Origin of the sequence: Treponema rectale (assembly GCF_014202035.1) — a bacterium.
GTDB classification, from domain to species: domain Bacteria; phylum Spirochaetota; class Spirochaetia; order Treponematales; family Treponemataceae; genus Treponema_D; species Treponema_D rectale.
Genome location: NZ_JACHFR010000002.1, coordinates 338,790 through 355,766, shown reverse-complemented (window position 1 = coordinate 355,766; position 16,977 = coordinate 338,790). Strand labels below are relative to the sequence as shown.

Below are 16,977 nucleotides of genomic sequence, written 5' to 3'. Positions count from 1 at the left end.
AATTTCAGGCTTTTTAACGAATATTTTTATTGTAGAAATCCCGTTTACAATATGTTACAATTCTGTTGAAAAGTAGTGGATAACTTTTTTTTCTGTGTATTGCTGTGAATTCTGTGAATTCTTTTCACGAATTTATACACTTGCTAACTTTATATATTATATAGATTTATATGAGTTATTAAGAAATTCACAGGCCTTATTACTACTACTACTAAATTTATAAATTTATAATAATAAACCAAGTTTATAAGGAGTTTGGTTATGAAATTTACTTTTGATAAAGATGCAATGATAAAAGAAATTGCCATCGCTCAGGAAATCATTTCTAATAAAAATGTATCTTCTATTTTGTCTAATGTTCTTTTAACAACAAGTAATAATACTCTTTACATAAAAGCTACAGACATAAAAGTAAATTTTGAAACTCAGATTCCTGTTCAAGTTGAAGAAGATGGATCTACTACAATTTACTGTGATAAATTCATGGGAATTCTTACTTCACTTCCTTCTGGAGAAATTGAATTCAATCAGCAAGTTTCTGGAGATGAACAGTCTACAAATGCTATAATTAAACCTGTTGATAAAAGAATTAAATTCGAAATTAAAAGTATTTCTCAGGAAAAATTTCCTGAATTTACTTCTGCTGAAGATGTTCCATATTTTGAAGTTCCGTCTAAAGAATTCAAATCAATGATCAGTGAAACTTCTTTTGCTGTAAGTGAAGATGAAACCCGTTACTTCCTTAATGGAGTTTATTTTGAAAAGAAAGATGAATACATTAATCTTGTAGGTACAGATGGAAGACGCCTTAGTTTTGCTTCAAAACCTCTTCTTAATAATGTTCAGATTGATTTTCCTGCAGTAATTGTTCATCCGAAGATTCTTAATATTGTTCAGAAACATGCTCCTGAGGAAGGAAATATTTCTATTGCCGTTATTGATAAAATGATTTTCTTTAAGTTTGGAAATTATAAATTCGGTGCAGTTCTTATTGACGGTCAGTTTCCTAATTACGAAAGAGTCATTCCTGAACATCAGGAACATAGCTTCCAGGTTAATAAAAGTGATTTCTCAAGTGCCCTTAAACGTGTATCACAGATGATTGATAAAAAAGCCGGAAGAATTTATCTCAACATAAACAGCGGTGTTCTTAAGATTACTTCTCCACAGTCTGATCTTGGTAGTGCAGATGAAGAAATTCCATGTGAATATGACGGACAGTCTTATACAATTGCATTGAATTACCGCTATATAGATGAACCGCTTAAGACTATTGATACTGAAAGAATTACATTTGAATTTACTGAAGAAATGAAGGCTCTGACTATGAGACCGGAACCTGCTGCAGAATTCTTTCATATAATCATGCCGATGCAGAAAGAATAATTGCCGTTTTTAAGTCTTTCACCTGTAAATTTTAGAAATCTCGTTAATCAGTCTATTGATTTATCCTCAAAGGAAGTTTTTTTTGTCGGGAAAAACGGACAGGGAAAAAGTAATCTTCTCGAAGCTTTATACTATTCTTCTTACGGTTCTTCTTTTAGAACCCGTATGGACGGGGAACTTATAAAGGACGGAGAAAATGCTTTAAGACTCAGAAGTATGTACCGTGAAGAAAATGGTACTACACATACGACAAGTATAACTCTTGAAAATAATAAAAAAAGAATTGAAAAAGACGGGAAGATGCTTCATGACAGGAAGGATCTTGTAAATACAATGCCCTGCGTGCTTTATAATCATGATGATCTGGACTTTGTAATTGGTTCTCCGGAAAGGAAACGTTTTTTTATAGATCAGTCTTTAAGTATGTATGACCTCATGTATATTGATGTAAGCCGCCGGTATAAAAAAGTTCTTAAAGAAAGAAACCTGTCTTTGAAAGAAAAAAAGTACGAATTACTGGATGTTTATGACATGCAGCTTGTTCAGTACGGAATGGAAATGCAGAATAAACGAAAACTTGCAATTTTTAAGTTTAACCAGATTTTTCCAAAGCTTTATGAAGACATAACAGGAATTGATGGGGTTCATATAGTTTATAGTCCGTCATGGAATATGAAGGACAGTTCTCTTGAAAGTGCAAATGATGTTCTTAATCAGGTAAGGTCAAAGATAGAAGTAGAAAAAGTTATGTGTACTACAATGTCCGGACCTCACAGAGACAGAATTATTTTTGTAAGAAACAGAGAGTCTTTTATTCCGACAGCTTCTACAGGACAGAGAAGGCTTGTTGCTTTGATTTTGAGAACAGCCCAGGCAGTGTTTTATAATCAGGCTACAGGAAAAAAACCGGTTTTGCTTATGGATGATGTCCTTCTTGAACTAGATCCTGATAAACGGCAGAAAGTAACTGCCCTGCTCCCGGAATATGACCAGCTTTTCTGTACTTTTCTGAATGGTGAACCGTATGAAAGATATAAAAAAAGTACAAGTAAAATTTATAAAATAACTAACGGTCAGTGGACGGAATCTTAATGAGTGAAGATTTTTTTTCTGCAGCAGAACTTGTTAATTTAACATTCAATAATTTAAAACCGGATTTTATGAAAAATGCTTCAGATATTTATGATGTCTGGAGAAAAGTTCTTTATAGAATCAGGGGAAAAGTGAATCCTAATGAAGGGGAAAATTTAGCTTCACACAGCAGGGTTATAGATTTAAAAAATGGAGTTCTTCTTGTAGAAGCAGATCATCCCGGCTGGATAGAACTTTTACAGCTTCATAAAGTTTTTATTCTTAAGGGAATGAAAATGGAAAAGCCGGAAATTGAAATTAATTCAATAGTTTTCAGGCTTAAAGGAAAAAAAGCAGAAATTCATGATTTTGAGCGAAATGAAAAAGATTTCCAGAAAGCTCAGGAAAAAGCACTGAAAAAGCTTAATATTCAGGAAGAAAAGTTAAAAGAGATGGGTTTTGCTGAAAATAAAGCTGCAAATACTAGAAAAAGTGAAGAAATGCCTCAGAAACTTAAAAATTTGTTTGACAAACTTAAATCTGATATGTTGACCAATGCTAAAAATAAATGATATAGTCTAGCACTGCTATCGTATATTTTTTTAGGGAGTTGTTAATTATGTTACGTACATATCAACCAAGTAAAGTAAAGCGCAATAGAAAATTCGGATTCAGAGCCCGCATGGCTACTAAAGGTGGACGTAAAGTTCTTGCAAGAAGAAGAGCAAAGGGACGCCGCAAGCTTTCGGTTTGTTCAGAAGGCAAGAAATACTAATTCTTTAATCGGGGATGGAAGCTTACTTGTTAAAAACAGGACGTTTTAAGCGTGAAGAACATATAAAACGTCCTGCTGACATCCAAAGACTTTTTAAAACAGGGAAAAGGGTTAGTGTGTATGGAGCAAAGCTCTTTTACATGCGTAACGAATTAGATTTTAATAGAATCGGATTTCCTATTCCCCGTGGTTATGGCAATGCAGTTCAAAGAAATGCTTCTAAACGCTATAGCCGAGAAACTTATCGTTTATTCAAAACACACCTGAACACCGGGTACGACATATTGTTTTTTGTATATCCCGGAAATGACACGTTCCACTCGCGGTGTGAAATATTCAAGACTTTATGCCAAAAAGCAGGATTATTAAAGGATTGCGAAATTTCTTTATAGAAGTTTTGTGTCTGCCGATTCGGTTTTATCAAGTTTTTATTTCACCCCTCTTTCCTCCATGTTGTAAATATGAGCCATCTTGTTCGCATTATGCTGTTGAAGCTTTAAAAAAACATGGACCAGTCAAAGGATTTTATTTATCAGCAAAACGAATTTTAAGATGTAATCCCTATAGTCGCGGAGGATATGATCCTGTGCCTGAGGAATATGTCTTGTTTAAAAATATTAAAATTTTAAGGAACGGCAAAAAATGACTAAGAATGCAATAATTGCAATTGTACTTTCAGCCCTGGTACTGTTTGTTTCTTTGTTTGTGCAGACTGTTTTTATTGCACCTCAGAATATAAAAAATGAGGTTGACCGCGAAAACGCAGAACTTGCAGAAAAACAGAAGCAGGAAGAAAAGGAAAAAGAAGTACAGGCTCTTTTAAATGATAATTCTGAAGAACAGAAAGAAGAAGTTCCTCAGGAATTTGTTGTAGAAACAAATAAAGCAATCATTACTTTTACAAGTAAAGGTGGCGATATTATAAGCTATAAACTTAAACAGCATAAATCAGATAAGAGCATTGAACTTATTGAAATGGTTGAGGAAGTTACAAAGAACAACCGTGCTCTTGCTGTTGAGTTTGACGGAAAAAATACCGTAAATGATGTATTTGAGACGACTTTCAAGAATTTTAAGAAAGATGAAAATAACGGCGTAATCGTAGATTCTGAGACTAGAAAGATTTATCAGAATGAAGATGTTTCAGATTTTGCCATTAGATTTGAAAAAACATATCCTACATTTAAGTTTGTAAAGACATACAACTTAAAGCAGAATGAGAATGTATTTAAGCTTGATGTGGCTGTTGAATTCAATGATGAAAAACATGAAGTAATAAATTATACTCTCCGAACTTCACCACAGATTTATCCAAAAAATTACAAAGATGATAAATATGAAATCCGCGAATATGTAGCAGCTAAGAAAAACAGTAAGGAACGTAATACTCTTGCAAATAAGACATACAAAAAAGCTTATGACTGGGCAGGTGTTGCAAGTAAGTATTTTACATTCCTCATAAAGCCTGAAAATCCGGATGTAATGCGTGATGTTACTGATACTTATGTAAACGGTAATAAGTCTCAGCTTTATATTACGAGAACAAACATTAAGTCTAAGGCTGTAAAAGACAGTTTCTACGTTTATGTAGGTCCTAGAAGTGAATCAGAGCTTATTAAATACAATGAAGCTAAGAATAATGAATGGAACCTTAATGATGCAAATTTCAATAAAGCCGTAAAAACCAGCGGAATTCTTTACTGGATTGAGTTTATTCTTAAGTGGGGAATGGAAAAAATATTCCTCGTTGTAAGAAACTGGGGTGTTGCAATCATAATTCTTACATTGATTCTTAAGATTGTTCTCTTCCCTCTCAATAAAAAAACAGCAATGGGTTCTGTAAAAATGGCTGAACTGCAGCCAAAAATGCAGGAACTTCAGCAGAAATATAAAGATAAGCCACAGCAGCTTAATGTAGAAATGGCAAAACTTTATAAGCAGGTTGGTTATAATCCTGTAAGTGGCTGTCTTCCTATGATTTTACAGATGATTATTTTGTTTGCACTTTATAATGTTTTCAATAATTATTTTGAATTCCGTGGCGCAAGTTTTATTTCAGGCTGGATTGATGACCTTTCAAAGGGTGATGTTCTCTTTACATGGAAAGCAGATATTCCTTTTATATCATGGTTTACACAGTCAACACTGAGACTTTTACCGTTTATTTATACAATTTCTCAGCTTGTAAGCGGAAAAATCACACAGTTTGGAAACCCGGGTTCTTCTGGAGGACAGATGAAGTTTATGATGTATGGACTTCCTCTGATATTTTTCTTCCTGTTCTATAATGTTCCTAGTGGACTTTTGCTTTACTGGACAACAAGTAATATTCTTCAGATCGGGCAGCAGATTATTATTAATCAGATTATGAAGAAAAAGCGTGCTGAACTTGCAAAAAACAGGCCTCAGCTTGATGCCAACACTCTTAAATTTAAGGGTGGAAAAAAGAAAACACGCTAAAATAAATAAAGAAATTTTTATAAAGAGGTATATATAAATGACTTACGAATATGAAGGTAAGACTGAAAAAGAAGCTATTGAAAAGGCAGCTCAGGAACTCGGACTTGAAAAAGATCAGTTCGATGTAGAAATTCTTGAATCTCAGAAAAAATCACTTTTTAAGACAGGTTATGTTAAAATCCGCGTACACACAGTTGACGGAGCCGGTTCTTCTAGTGAAGCAGCACCTGCTGCACAGTCATCTTCAAGAGCAGAATCTAAACCTGCAGTAGCAAATCCGCTTCCACAGGATGATTTTGAACAGAAACTTCTTTCTTTTGTTTCTGAAACTGTTCAGAAAATGGGTTATGAAGTAACTGTAGAAATCATGTTCCGTGAAGATAAAAAACTCGGACTTAAGCTTACATCTGAAAGTTCTGCAATTCTTATTGGACGCAAAGGAAAGAATCTTGATGCTCTTCAGCTTCTTGCAAATGTTTATGCAGGTCATCTTGGAAGAGAAGACGTACGTGTAATTCTTGATACAGAAAACTATAGAATCCGTCGTGAAGAAAGTCTTGTTCGTCTTGCTTACAACACAGCAGATAAGGTTCGCCAGACAAGAAATTCTATTCTTCTTGAACCAATGAATCCGTTTGAAAGAAGACTTATTCATACAACTTTAAATGATATCCCGGATGTTGAAACCAAATCGGAGGGAGAAGGTTTATATAAGCAGGTACGTGTTTTTCTTAAAAGCATGTATTAATAATTCTGCTTATTAAAAGGAAGGTGTACTGATGAAAAAGACTTTAATAAAGTTAGTTGCAGCAGCTGTGTTTTTGACTTCTGCGGCTTTTGCATCAGCCTATTCTGTTTCTGAACTTGTCGGTTCAGATGTTTATGAAACCTTAAAAAAAGACGGTTCTGTTTCTTCTAAAAATTTTAAAGATGAAACAAAGGACCTGTCTTTACTTCCAGACGGGGAATTTTCAAGTTTTATCAGTTCCATGTGGACAAGTAAGAAAAATCCGGTTCTTATAAAAGAGAATCTGTATTTGATTGCTAAGTCTGAATTGAATAAAACTCAGCCTGAATCTGTAACTATTTCAAAGGCTTCAAAGATTATCCGTTCAATCAGTAAAATGCAGGGAATGAAGTACTATTCTCATAGTGATGAAAAGTACGAAACCCTGTATAAGGATGCGTATTGTGTTTCCGGACCAAAGTCTAAGACTAAGGTTATTGATAAGACAAGCGGTTCTGCTGACGGAAAAGTTCTTTATTGTCTTTTGAATGATAATTCACTGGGAAAAACTATTTACGAGCTTAAGTATCATCAGTCAGAATCAGAAGTTTGTGTATCTTTTGAAAATACGACAGATGTTTCTATAGGCCCTATAACTGCAGTAGAAGACGGAAATCTTCATATAGGTCTTGTAATTTATGACTGTGGGGATGATTTTCTTGTTTATACAGTTGTAGAAGCAAAGTTTCCTTCGATGAGTTTTCTTGAAAACAAAATGAATGAATCTCTTTCTGCAAGAATGGAAGCGATTTATGAATGGTTTATAAAACAGTTTTAAGGTGGTAAAAAAATGAAAAGATTACTTGCTGCATTATTTATGTGTAGTGCAATTATTTCTACAGGAGTATGTAAAAGTATGAAAGAAGATCTTCTTAAAGGAAAAACAGGTGTATTTGCAATTATGGATACAGACAAGGGAGAAATTGCTCTTGAACTGTATTACAAAAAAACACCTCTTACAGTAACAAATTTTGTTGGTCTTGCAGAAGGAACCCTTAAGGCTGCTAATGGAAAGCCTTTTTATGATGGTCTTAAGTTTCATCGTGTAATAGCAGACTTTATGATTCAGGGTGGAGATCCTAAAGGAAACGGAACCGGTGGTCCTGGATATCAGTTTGCAGATGAAATTGTAGATGATCTTAAATTTACTGGAGCCGGAATTCTTGCTATGGCAAATGCAGGTCCTGGAACAAACGGAAGCCAGTTCTTTATTACACATGTTGAAACTTCCTGGTTGAATGGTAAGCATACTATTTTTGGACATATCGTTGATGATGACAGTCAGAAAGTTGTAAATAGAATTGCACAGGGAGATAAAATAAAGTCTGTAAAGATTTATCGCCTTGGTGCAGATGCAGAAAAGTTTACAGCAACACAGGCAGATTTTGATCGTCTTGCAAAAGAAGCTAAGGAGAAGGCTTTGGAAGCAAAACGTGCTGCTCTTAAATCTAAAATTGCAGAAGTAGAAAAGAATTTCCCTGGATTTCAGCAGGATTCAAATGGAATTTATTACAAGATTACAAAAGAAGGAACTGGTTCAAAATGTGGTTCTAAAAAGAATGTAACTACAGAATACAAGGGATATTTTGTAAATGGCCAGGTTTTTGATGGTTCTGCAAAAATGGTAAAGGGTGGACATGAAGCTCTTGATTTTAAGACAGATGTAGGAATGATGATTCCTGGATTTGATATTATGGTTCAGGACATGAAAAAGGGAGAAGTTCGTACTGTAGTACTTCCTCCTGATATGGCTTATGGAGAAAGAGGAATACCTGGTGCAATTCCTGGTAATTCTTTCCTTGCTTTTGATATTGAACTTGTAGATATAAAATAATTAAAGTCAGACTTTAAATTGAGGGAATGTCTTATACGGGCATTCCCTTTTTTTTATGATTCATTTATAAAATATGAATATGGAATATCCTGAAGAAATAAAAAAACTTCCAGTCTACCCTTTTTTAGATGAAATTTGTGAGAAATTAAAGAAAAGTAAAACTCATGCTCTTATTTTGACAGCCGCAACTGCTGCAGGAAAATCTACTGCTGTTCCATTTGCCCTGCTTAAGAATTTTCAGGGTAATATTTTAATGCTCGAACCTCGCCGTGTGGCAGCATATAATATAGCGGACAGGGTATCTGGTTTATTACGAGAAGAGACAGGTCAAACTTGTGGATACTGTGTTCATTTGGAGAATAAAACGTCTTCAAAAACCAGATTTACCGTAATGACAGATGCCGTTCTTACAAAAAGAATTCAATCGGATTCTTTGCTGGAAGGAGTAAATGTTGTCGTTATAGATGAATTCCATGAAAGAAGTATACATGCAGATCTTGCTCTGGCTCTTTTAAGAGAAGTAATGGAAATCAGGGATGATCTGTATCTTGTAATAATGTCTGCAACTCTGGATGCAGAACAGCTTCAGGAGTATTTTAAGGGTACAGATGATACCGAAACTGTACCCTTACTTCAAATCCCAGGCAGGCAGTATCCTGTAGAAATTATTTATGACTGTGAACATTCTGTGGAAAAAGCTGTGGAAAACGAAGTATATTCTCTTATATCTGCTTCAAAACATGGATCCATACTTGTGTTTTTACCTGGAATAAAAGAGATACGAAGAGTAGAGTCTTTATTGAAAGAAAATAATTCTAAGTTAAATATACAGATTCTCCATAGTTCTGTTTCATTAGCAGAGCAAAAAAAAGTTCTTTCTGATGTGTGTGATGATGGAATTCGTATTATATTAAGCAGTTCCATCGCAGAAACTTCTGTAACAGTAAAAGATGTTGTCTGTGTTATAGACAGCGGATATTGCAGGATGAACATATTTAATCTTTCTACCGGCATGAATCATCTGGAAACCAGAAGGGAAAGTGAATTTAATGCCGCACAGAGGGCTGGAAGAGCCGGTCGTATTTCTTCTGGAAAATGTGTGCGTTTATGGGGACAGAATGAAGCTCTTATAAAATCTGTACCCCCTGAAATACTGCATAGTGATCTGGCATCTGTAGTACTTGAGTGTTATAAATGGGGCGCAAAAGCTCCGGAAAAATTAAAATGGCTGGATTGTCCCGGCGTTGCCTCCTGGAAACAGGCAGAAGAATTTCTTAGTTTATTAGGATGCCTGAAAGATAATAAAATAACCCCTTTAGGAGAAGCCTGTCTTTCTCTGGGTGTTGGTATAAGAGTTGCCTGTGTTGCTTTAAGTGGACTTTTCCACAATAAACTGGAATTATCCACAGAATATGCACTTAATAATGTTATAGCCAGATTTGAGAGTGGAAAAAGCCTTGAAAAAACAGGGTTTTACTTGAAAAAAGGGGTACAGAAGTTTTATTCAGATACAGATTTAAGGATGTGTTTTCCACAGGTTTTTCCACAATTTTCCACAACCTATGCTCTTTTATGTGGATATCCGGACCGGTTGGCTAGAAAACTTGATGACGGAAGTTATCAGCTGGTGACAGGTAGAAAGGCTATATTAAATGTAGAAAATGCAGGTTCTTATATTGTTGTGTTAGATGCTGATGCAGGTAGTAATTCTGCCATTATTTATGAATATGAGAATATTGATAGTCAGGCTGCATCTGAATTTATGGAAGCAAAGGCAGAAGCAAGGCTTGTAAGTGAATTTTATGGTGACAGTTGCAAATTAAAGGTTACAGAACAGACCTGTTTTGGAAAACTCGTTTTAAAAGAAAAGAAAATTAATGTAACGCCAGATGTGTATTGTAAGGCAATTAAGGAATATATTGCAGAAAAAGGAATAAAATGTTTGCCTGTCAGCGTAAAATGTTCATCCTTTTTACAAAGGGTACAGTTTTATTGTGAGAATAAGGGTACAGAATGGCAGAAAATTCAGGAAAAATATGAAAACCTGCCTGTTTCTGTTGAAGAATGGCTAATTCCGTTTATGGCTTCCCGGGTGGAGGTGGATGAACACCTTATTTATGATGCTTTATACTGGTATCTTGAAGGAAATTTAATTGATAAACAGGCTCCGGAAGAAATAGTTCTTGAAAACGGAAAAAAACGTAAGCTTATATATGAAATTCAAAAGGATAAAATAATTCCTGTGCTGGAAATTATAATTCAGCAGGCATTTGGATGTTTTTCTACTCCTAAGATTATGAACCGACCTGTTTTGATGAAGCTTCTGTCTCCTGCACGAAGACCCCTTCAGATAACCAGTGACCTGGAAGGATTTTGGAAAAATACCTGGCCGGAAATATGTTCAGAAATGAAAGGACGTTATCCGAAGCATAACTGGGATTATAGACAAATCTGTGAATAAAACTGTGGAAAACTTTACACTTTTTGTAGATAACTTGTGTATAAGTTAGGTAAAATTGTGGAAAACTAGAGGTTAATATGAATAAAAAGCAGTGGGAAGTGTTTGAATATTTTAGGAATGAGTACAAGAAAAATTGTATTGAATGGAGCAAACTTGCAGGTGAATTACGGCCATTGCAGATAGAAGCAGCTCAAAAGGATACTCCTCCCTACCCTCTTGAAACAAGTGTTGTTTATAACACACAATATGATGAAATAACTCCTGATGACAGGATTAGTCTGATTGTTGTAGGAGACAATCCTGGAAAGGAAGAGCAGTTGTTAATTAATAATAAGTATCTGGTAGGTCAAAGTGGAAGAATTGCCGAAGGATTTTTCAGGCGTAATCCGGAGTTCAAAATTGATTTCAGGAAAAATGTTGTGATCACAAATAAAACTCCGGTACATACTGCTAAAACAACTCATCTTAAGTTTTTAAAAAAGAACGGTAGTAAGGAAATTGCTGACTTGCTGTTAGTTTCTCAGTGTAAAATGGCAGAGTTAACGGCAGGTCTTCATAAAGGTTTGCTGGAAAATCGGGATAATAGTGATGAAATTAACGTTAGTTTGTGGCTTGTAGGGTATTCAGAGTTGAAGGAAAAAGGAATATTTCTTGATTATAAACAGGTATTGAAAGATGCTTATATAGATCTGGATAAAAAGAGCATGATAAAAGAATGGTCGGAAGTGTATGTGTACCAGCATTTTTCTATGAACAGGTTTTTGATAGATTTAAAAGATAGTTGTGGAAAAACGAACGTTAGTTTTGAAGAGTTACAAAGGTGTTTGAAGGAGTTAGGCTGGAAACATCGTAAGGAAATATTTGGCTGTTAAGTATTTAAAGATTTTTCAGATTTTTTAAGTAGGAACTGAATTTTCCGGTCATTATAAAATCAGAAAGCGTCAGTTGATTTATTAAAGGCAGCGCACAACCAAAATGCCTGTAAACGGATTTATATTCTTCTGCAAGATTTTTTGGTAATACAGTACAGCTTGCGTTAAGTCCTTTTGAAAGAATAAAGTCCAGTGTTTTAATGAATATAATCTGGTTTTCACAACTTTTAGCTCTGAATGTCGGATATGTATATCTTCTGTCAGATTTTAAAATTGAAGAATCGTGTTCAATCATAATGTGTTCATGATTAGTAAGCCAGGAACCAAAGTTTTTGTATCCGTTTTCAATTTCTTTTTCTGGACGACCGATTATGTCTAAAGGAGAAACAAAGGCTATAACAACATTGTGCTGTTCAAGATCTGAAAGTCCGTTTTCTTTAAAAACCGTATCACTTTCGTAACATTCAAATCCTGCAAGTGTAAATATTGCTTTAATATCTTCACCAGGATTTATCGCATATAAGATAGAGGGTTTTTGTTTTTGTTCGGGATATTGAATCTCTTCTGCTGCTTTTAAAAGTCCCTGCCCTCTCTGCAGTGAAGAATATTTTTCTTTAATTCTGATAATTTCCGGTAAAGAAAGAATATTGCGTAATTGATTTTGAATTCCTGAATCAATAATTAAATCTGATGGATTTGCATCGATATGAGTTTCTTCATAAAGGAAAGTAGAAAAACTTATGCGAAGACTTTCGTCTCCAAAGGGATCGCTGAAAGTATTAAGCCTGGCTCTGTCTCCTTTGAGAACGGATTTTAAGGATTCAACAAGAGATGTATCAAGGGCTTCTGCATTATTTGTTCGCTGTTCTAATGTATAGGTATCACCGGAAGAAAGAATTACAGTTTTAGTATCAACGGTTTTAAATGAAGAGGCTTTTATTTCTGATTCAGTTGATCTTTGATTTGAAAAGGCATTTTTCAAAATAATCGTATTATTTTTTGTATTATCTAACAGGGTATTTGCATCAAAGACATCTCCTGAGGAATAATCCCTGCAGATAGAATCTACGGTTGGAATGATTTCTTCCGAGTCTTTTTTTGCTTTTAGGGTTTCTGAATCTTCATTTGGATTTTTTGTATAATAACCGCTTTTTGGTATGGAAAAAATATAACCATCTTTTTCCAGAAGATCATAGGCTTTTGTAACAGTATTTTTACTTGCAGAAATTGAATCTGCAAGTTCGCGTATGGAAGGGAGTTTTGATCCTGATTTGAGAGAATTATCTTCTATTGCTTCTACAATTGAATTGTAAAGCTGACGGTAGAGTTTTATTTTACTGTCTTTATCAAGGACAAAAGAATCGAGCCTCAAGGAAAATCTCCATTTTTAATACTTTAATTATAAAGTTAGAATTCTAAATTTGCAAATTTTCTATGGGTTTAAAATTAAAACGTGAGGCAAAATCTCTGGCTTTCCAGGCATTGAATATTACATCTTGAGGAGCATGAGCATCTGCGTTACAAATAACTTTTATTCCTTCCTGAGCGGCCAGTTCCCAAAATTCAATTACAGGATACTGATATCTCATTCCCCGGGAAGTATTGTTTGGCTGTCTTGCTGTTCCTAATCCGTTAATTTCCAAAGGAATATTTAAATCTTTTGCAGCTGCTATTAGTGCTTTTGAGCAGGCTTTTGTCTGTTCTGTCCATTCTGTATTGTGCGCGAGGAATAAATCCGGATGTGCAACGAAAGCAAAGTTACGGCTGTTCATTGCTTCAATTGTCTGATCTATGTATTTGTTTAAGAGCTGTGGGGTAGAAATTTCTGGAGCGTAAATGTGAGATTTTCCGTCTGTAACCCAATGTGAACCGAGAATCAAATAATCTGTTTTATATTTATCTTTTAATGTTTCTGAATACCAGGATGAAATATTTTTATCCCATTCACATTCAAATCCTTTATAGACTGGAAACTGTGCCTGCTGTTCAGCTTCTTTTATCCACTGAAAATAAACAGGGACTTCATTGACATTCATTCTGATGTGTGGCCAGTAATCATAAAAGGATTCCGGATAAGGACAATGATCACTGAATCCTAAAGCGGAGCACCCTTCTTTATTTGCCTGAATTACATAATTTATTGGAAGGCCTTCTGCGTGTTTGCAGAGTTTTGTATGTGTGTGAAAATTTGGAATGGAAATCATAATAATATTATAAACAAAAAGGGCCACATGATAAATCATGCAGCCCTTATTTCAGCAAATTACATTAAAGAAAATTATTTCTTTGTTGTTTTTTTAGCTGGAGCTTTTTTTGCAGCTGGTTTCTTTGCTGGAGCTTTTTTAGCTGTTGCTTTTTTAGCTGGAGCTTTCTTTGCAGTTGCTTTTGCAGCTGGTTTTTTAGCTGGAGCTTTTTTAGCTGTTGCTTTTTTTGCAGCTGGTTTTTTAGCTACAGTTTCTTTTTTAGCAGCAGCTTTCTTTGCTGGAGCTTTTTTTGCAGTTGCTTTTGCAGCAGCTGGTTTTTTTGCAGCTTTTGCAGCAGCAGCAGCTTTGATAACAGCCTGTGCACCTGCAAGACGAGCAGCTGGTACACGGAATGGTGAACAAGATACATAGTTAAGACCAATCTTGTAGCAGAGTGCGATAGAAGCTGGATCTCCACCATGTTCACCACAAATACCAAGGTGAAGTTCAGACTTAACTGAGCGTCCCTTAGCTTCTGCGATTTCCATAAGAGCTCCTGGACCATCTGCATCAAGAGTCTTGAATGGATCAACATCAAGAACGTGCTGGTCAAGGTATGCATCGATGAACTTACCATAGTCATCACGGCTGAAACCGAATGTTGTCTGTGTAAGGTCGTTTGTTCCGAATGAGAAGAAGTCTGCATACTGTGCAATCTGATCTGCTGAACAAGCTGCACGTGGGAACTCGATCATAGAACCAATCTGGAACTTGAGGTTTGTATTCTTTTCCTTGTTTACTTTTGCAATAACAGCTTCTGCCTGAGCACGAATCTGTTTAAGTTCGTTAACAGAAGTAACGTTTGGAATCATGATTCTTACATCAGATTTGCATCCGTCTTTTTCTGCACGAGCTGTTGCAAGAGCAATAGCTTCAACCTGCATTTCATAGATTTCTGGATATGTGATTGCAAGACGGCATCCACGATGTCCAAGCATTGGGTTGTGTTCGTTGAGTTCAGCGAACTTAGCCTTGATTTTTGCAACATTTACACCAAGTTTAGAAGCAAGAGCCTGAGCTTCTGCATCTGTAGCAGCCTGGATAAATTCGTTAAGAGGTGGATCAAGAAGACGGATAGTAACTGGACGTCCTTCCATTGTCTTGATGATTCCGTAGAAGTCTTTTTCCTGAAGTGGGAGAATCTTTGCAAGGTTCTCTTTGCGAGCTGCTGTATCTTCAGAAATAATCATCTTCTGGAATGAAGTAAGTTTTGGTTCATCAAAGAACATGTGTTCTGTACGGCAAAGACCGATACCTGCTGCACCAAAGCGGAAAGCGATAGGAGCTTCGTTCTGTTCTGCATTTGCAAGAACGCCGAATCCCTTAACTGTTTTTCCAGAAGCAGTCTTGCGAACTGACTTAGCACGGATTTCATCTGCCCAACCAAGGAATGTTTCAAGGTCGCCGGAAATCTGAGCTGGAACTACAGGGATAAGTCCTGCATAAACTCTACCTGTTGAACCGTCGATAGAGATAGAATCACCCTTCTTAAATACTTTTCCACCGATTGTAACTTCGTCTTTTCCTGAGAATACAACTGCAGCACAACCACAAACACAAGGTGTACCCATACCACGTGCAACTACTGCTGCATGTGAAGTACGTCCACCAGTAGAAGTAAGGATACCTTCAGCAACGTACATACCTGCAATGTCATCAGGTGATGTTTCTTTGCGAACGAGCATTACTTTCTTACCAGCTTTGTTCCATTCAACAGCTTCTTCTGCTGTGAATACAATCTGTCCACAACCAGCACCTGGTGAAGCGTTAAGAGCTTCTGCGATTGGAGTAGCTGCTTTAAGAGCTTTTGCTTCAAACTGTGGGTGGAGAAGCTGATCAAGCTGATCTGGCTTTACGCGGAGAAGAGCCTGTTCTTTTGTAATGAGTTTTTCACCAACCATTTCAACTGCCATGCGAACAGCTGCTGGTCCAGTGCGTTTACCGTTGCGGCACTGAAGCATGTAAAGCTTGCCTTCTTCAACAGTAAATTCCATATCCTGCATATCCTTGTAGTGCTTTTCAAGACGAGCACGGATTGTGCAGAGCTGCTTGTAAATAGCTGGATTTGTTTTTTCAAGCTGTGAAAGGTGCTGTGGAGTGCGGATACCTGCAACTACGTCTTCACCCTGAGCATTCATAAGGTATTCACCCATGAATACATTTTCACCAGTAGAAGGATCACGAGAGAAACATACACCAGTTCCTGATGTATCACCCTTGTTTCCGAATACCATAGCCATAACTGTTACGGCTGTTCCCTTGATAACTCTTTCATCAATGTTGTTGAGTTTGCGGTATGTGATAGCGCGTGGGTTCATCCAAGAACCGAATACTGCACCAATAGCACCCCACATCTGTTTCTGTGGATCCTGTGGGAAGTCTTCACCCTTTTCTTTCTTGTACATTACCTTGTACTTAGAAACGATTTCCTGAAGTTCTTCTGTTGTAAGATCTGTATCTTCTTTAATTCCACGATGTGATTTTACTTCATCAATGATTTCTTCAAATTTGTCGTGGTCAACACCCATAGCAACGTTACCGTACATCTGGATAAAGCGGCGGTAAGCGTCCCATGCAAAACGTGCGTTTCCTGTTTTTTCAGCAAGTCCGAGAACTGACTTGTCGTTAAGACCGAGGTTGAGGATTGTGTCCATCATACCAGGCATTGATTCTGCTGCACCTGAGCGAACTGAAACAAGGAGTGGATCCTTTTCATCGCCAAGCTTTTTTCCCATTGATTTCTCGAGTTTAGTAAGATACTTTGCAACTTCTGCATCGAGACCAGCAGGATACTTTCTGCCTAACTTGTAATATTCCTGACAAACGTCAATAGAAATTGTGAATCCTGGTGGAACTGGAAGGCTCAAAGGAGCTTTTGCCATTTCTGCAAGGTTGGCGCCTTTACCACCGAGAATTGGACGCATTGTTTCATTTCCTTCTGCGTCACCATTACCAAAGAAATAAACATATTTGGTCTTAGCCATTATGTCCTCCATATATATATGTAAAATTAAGTATATAGCGATTTTATTTTAGCGTCAACGAAATTGCCTGTGATGGGAATTTGTAACAATGGACAATAGGTGTG

General features: G+C 36.2%; 15 protein-coding genes. 12 read left to right on the top strand and 3 right to left on the bottom strand.

The genetic code is table 11. From position 1 onward, the window contains the following. Positions 1-261 precede the first annotated feature (261 nt). The 12 genes from dnaN to HNP77_RS06135 all read left to right on the top strand — a co-directional run bounded on the left by dnaN (position 262) and on the right by HNP77_RS06135 (position 11,646). Positions 262-1,386 (top strand): DNA polymerase III subunit beta, encoded by a 1,125-nt coding sequence (dnaN, locus tag HNP77_RS06190; protein ID WP_184652307.1) that lies wholly within the window; start codon positions 262-264, stop codon positions 1,384-1,386. Further along, positions 1,387-2,478 carry a DNA replication/repair protein RecF gene (recF, locus tag HNP77_RS06185; RefSeq protein ID WP_184652306.1) on the top strand — a complete coding sequence of 364 codons (1,092 nt, stop codon included), beginning with the start codon at positions 1,387-1,389 and terminating at the stop codon, positions 2,476-2,478. Continuing rightward, positions 2,478-3,029 (top strand): DciA family protein, encoded by a 552-nt coding sequence (locus tag HNP77_RS06180; RefSeq protein WP_184652305.1) that lies wholly within the window; start codon positions 2,478-2,480, stop codon positions 3,027-3,029. The genes recF and HNP77_RS06180 overlap by 1 nt, the downstream gene beginning before the upstream one ends. A gap of 47 nt (positions 3,030-3,076) precedes the next feature. Beyond that, positions 3,077-3,232 (top strand): 50S ribosomal protein L34, encoded by a 156-nt coding sequence (gene rpmH, locus HNP77_RS06175; protein WP_184652304.1) that lies wholly within the window; start codon positions 3,077-3,079, stop codon positions 3,230-3,232. A gap of 14 nt (positions 3,233-3,246) precedes the next feature. Next, a complete protein-coding gene (rnpA, locus tag HNP77_RS06170) occupies positions 3,247-3,624 on the top strand; it encodes a ribonuclease P protein component (RefSeq protein WP_184652303.1) in 378 nt (125 codons plus the stop codon). Then, positions 3,579-3,878: a membrane protein insertion efficiency factor YidD gene (yidD, locus tag HNP77_RS06165; RefSeq protein ID WP_184652302.1), complete on the top strand. Its 300-nt coding sequence runs from the start codon at positions 3,579-3,581 to the stop codon at positions 3,876-3,878. The genes rnpA and yidD overlap by 46 nt, the downstream gene beginning before the upstream one ends. Continuing rightward, a complete protein-coding gene (gene yidC, locus HNP77_RS06160; RefSeq protein ID WP_184652301.1) occupies positions 3,875-5,692 on the top strand; it encodes a membrane protein insertase YidC in 1,818 nt (605 codons plus the stop codon). Before yidD ends, yidC begins: the two co-directional genes overlap by 4 nt. Positions 5,693-5,729: 37 nt before the next feature. Continuing rightward, the gene (gene jag, locus HNP77_RS06155; protein ID WP_184652300.1) at positions 5,730-6,440 is read left to right on the top strand and encodes an RNA-binding cell elongation regulator Jag/EloR; all 711 of its coding nucleotides are present in this window, start codon (positions 5,730-5,732) and stop codon (positions 6,438-6,440) included. A 31-nt stretch (positions 6,441-6,471) separates the two neighbouring features. Beyond that, a complete protein-coding gene (locus HNP77_RS06150; protein ID WP_184652299.1) occupies positions 6,472-7,257 on the top strand; it encodes a DUF6675 family protein in 786 nt (261 codons plus the stop codon). A gap of 12 nt (positions 7,258-7,269) precedes the next feature. Continuing rightward, positions 7,270-8,313, top strand: coding sequence for a peptidylprolyl isomerase (locus tag HNP77_RS06145; protein WP_184652298.1), 1,044 nt, complete (start codon positions 7,270-7,272; stop codon positions 8,311-8,313). A gap of 79 nt (positions 8,314-8,392) precedes the next feature. Continuing rightward, positions 8,393-10,774 carry an ATP-dependent helicase HrpB gene (gene hrpB, locus HNP77_RS06140; protein ID WP_184652297.1) on the top strand — a complete coding sequence of 794 codons (2,382 nt, stop codon included), beginning with the start codon at positions 8,393-8,395 and terminating at the stop codon, positions 10,772-10,774. 77 nt (positions 10,775-10,851) lie between these two features. Next, on the top strand, positions 10,852-11,646 hold the full coding sequence (locus HNP77_RS06135; protein WP_184652296.1) for a hypothetical protein: 795 nt from the start codon (positions 10,852-10,854) through the stop codon (positions 11,644-11,646). Between the two features lie 4 nt (positions 11,647-11,650). Here HNP77_RS06135 and HNP77_RS06130 read toward each other — a convergent pair whose 3' ends face one another. From HNP77_RS06130 to ppdK, 3 genes are all read right to left on the bottom strand, one after another. Then, positions 11,651-13,018 (bottom strand): GntR family transcriptional regulator, encoded by a 1,368-nt coding sequence (locus tag HNP77_RS06130; protein ID WP_184652295.1) that lies wholly within the window; start codon positions 13,016-13,018, stop codon positions 11,651-11,653. Between the two features lie 43 nt (positions 13,019-13,061). Beyond that, positions 13,062-13,850: a histidinol-phosphatase gene (locus HNP77_RS06125; protein WP_184652294.1), complete on the bottom strand. Its 789-nt coding sequence runs from the start codon at positions 13,848-13,850 to the stop codon at positions 13,062-13,064. Positions 13,851-13,924: 74 nt separating this feature from the next. Next, a complete protein-coding gene (gene ppdK / locus HNP77_RS06120) occupies positions 13,925-16,873 on the bottom strand; it encodes a pyruvate, phosphate dikinase (protein WP_184652293.1) in 2,949 nt (982 codons plus the stop codon). Positions 16,874-16,977: the final 104 nt, after the last annotated feature.

What these genes read in the sequence shown, in the direction of transcription:
- dnaN (WP_184652307.1), top strand. Translation starts at nt 262, where the DNA reads ATGAAATTTACTTTTGATAAAGATGCAATGATAAAAGAAATTGCCATC.
- HNP77_RS06180 (WP_184652305.1), top strand. Translation starts at nt 2,478, where the DNA reads ATGAGTGAAGATTTTTTTTCTGCAGCAGAACTTGTTAATTTAACATTC.
- rpmH (WP_184652304.1), top strand. Translation starts at nt 3,077, where the DNA reads ATGTTACGTACATATCAACCAAGTAAAGTAAAGCGCAATAGAAAATTC.
- rnpA (WP_184652303.1), top strand. Translation starts at nt 3,247, where the DNA reads ATGGAAGCTTACTTGTTAAAAACAGGACGTTTTAAGCGTGAAGAACAT.
- yidD (WP_184652302.1), top strand. Translation starts at nt 3,579, where the DNA reads ATGCCAAAAAGCAGGATTATTAAAGGATTGCGAAATTTCTTTATAGAA.
- yidC (WP_184652301.1), top strand. Translation starts at nt 3,875, where the DNA reads ATGACTAAGAATGCAATAATTGCAATTGTACTTTCAGCCCTGGTACTG.
- jag (WP_184652300.1), top strand. Translation starts at nt 5,730, where the DNA reads ATGACTTACGAATATGAAGGTAAGACTGAAAAAGAAGCTATTGAAAAG.
- HNP77_RS06150 (WP_184652299.1), top strand. Translation starts at nt 6,472, where the DNA reads ATGAAAAAGACTTTAATAAAGTTAGTTGCAGCAGCTGTGTTTTTGACT.
- HNP77_RS06145 (WP_184652298.1), top strand. Translation starts at nt 7,270, where the DNA reads ATGAAAAGATTACTTGCTGCATTATTTATGTGTAGTGCAATTATTTCT.
- hrpB (WP_184652297.1), top strand. Translation starts at nt 8,393, where the DNA reads ATGGAATATCCTGAAGAAATAAAAAAACTTCCAGTCTACCCTTTTTTA.
- HNP77_RS06135 (WP_184652296.1), top strand. Translation starts at nt 10,852, where the DNA reads ATGAATAAAAAGCAGTGGGAAGTGTTTGAATATTTTAGGAATGAGTAC.
- HNP77_RS06125 (WP_184652294.1), bottom strand. Translation starts at nt 13,850, where the DNA reads ATGATTTCCATTCCAAATTTTCACACACATACAAAACTCTGCAAACAC.
- ppdK (WP_184652293.1), bottom strand. Translation starts at nt 16,873, where the DNA reads ATGGCTAAGACCAAATATGTTTATTTCTTTGGTAATGGTGACGCAGAA.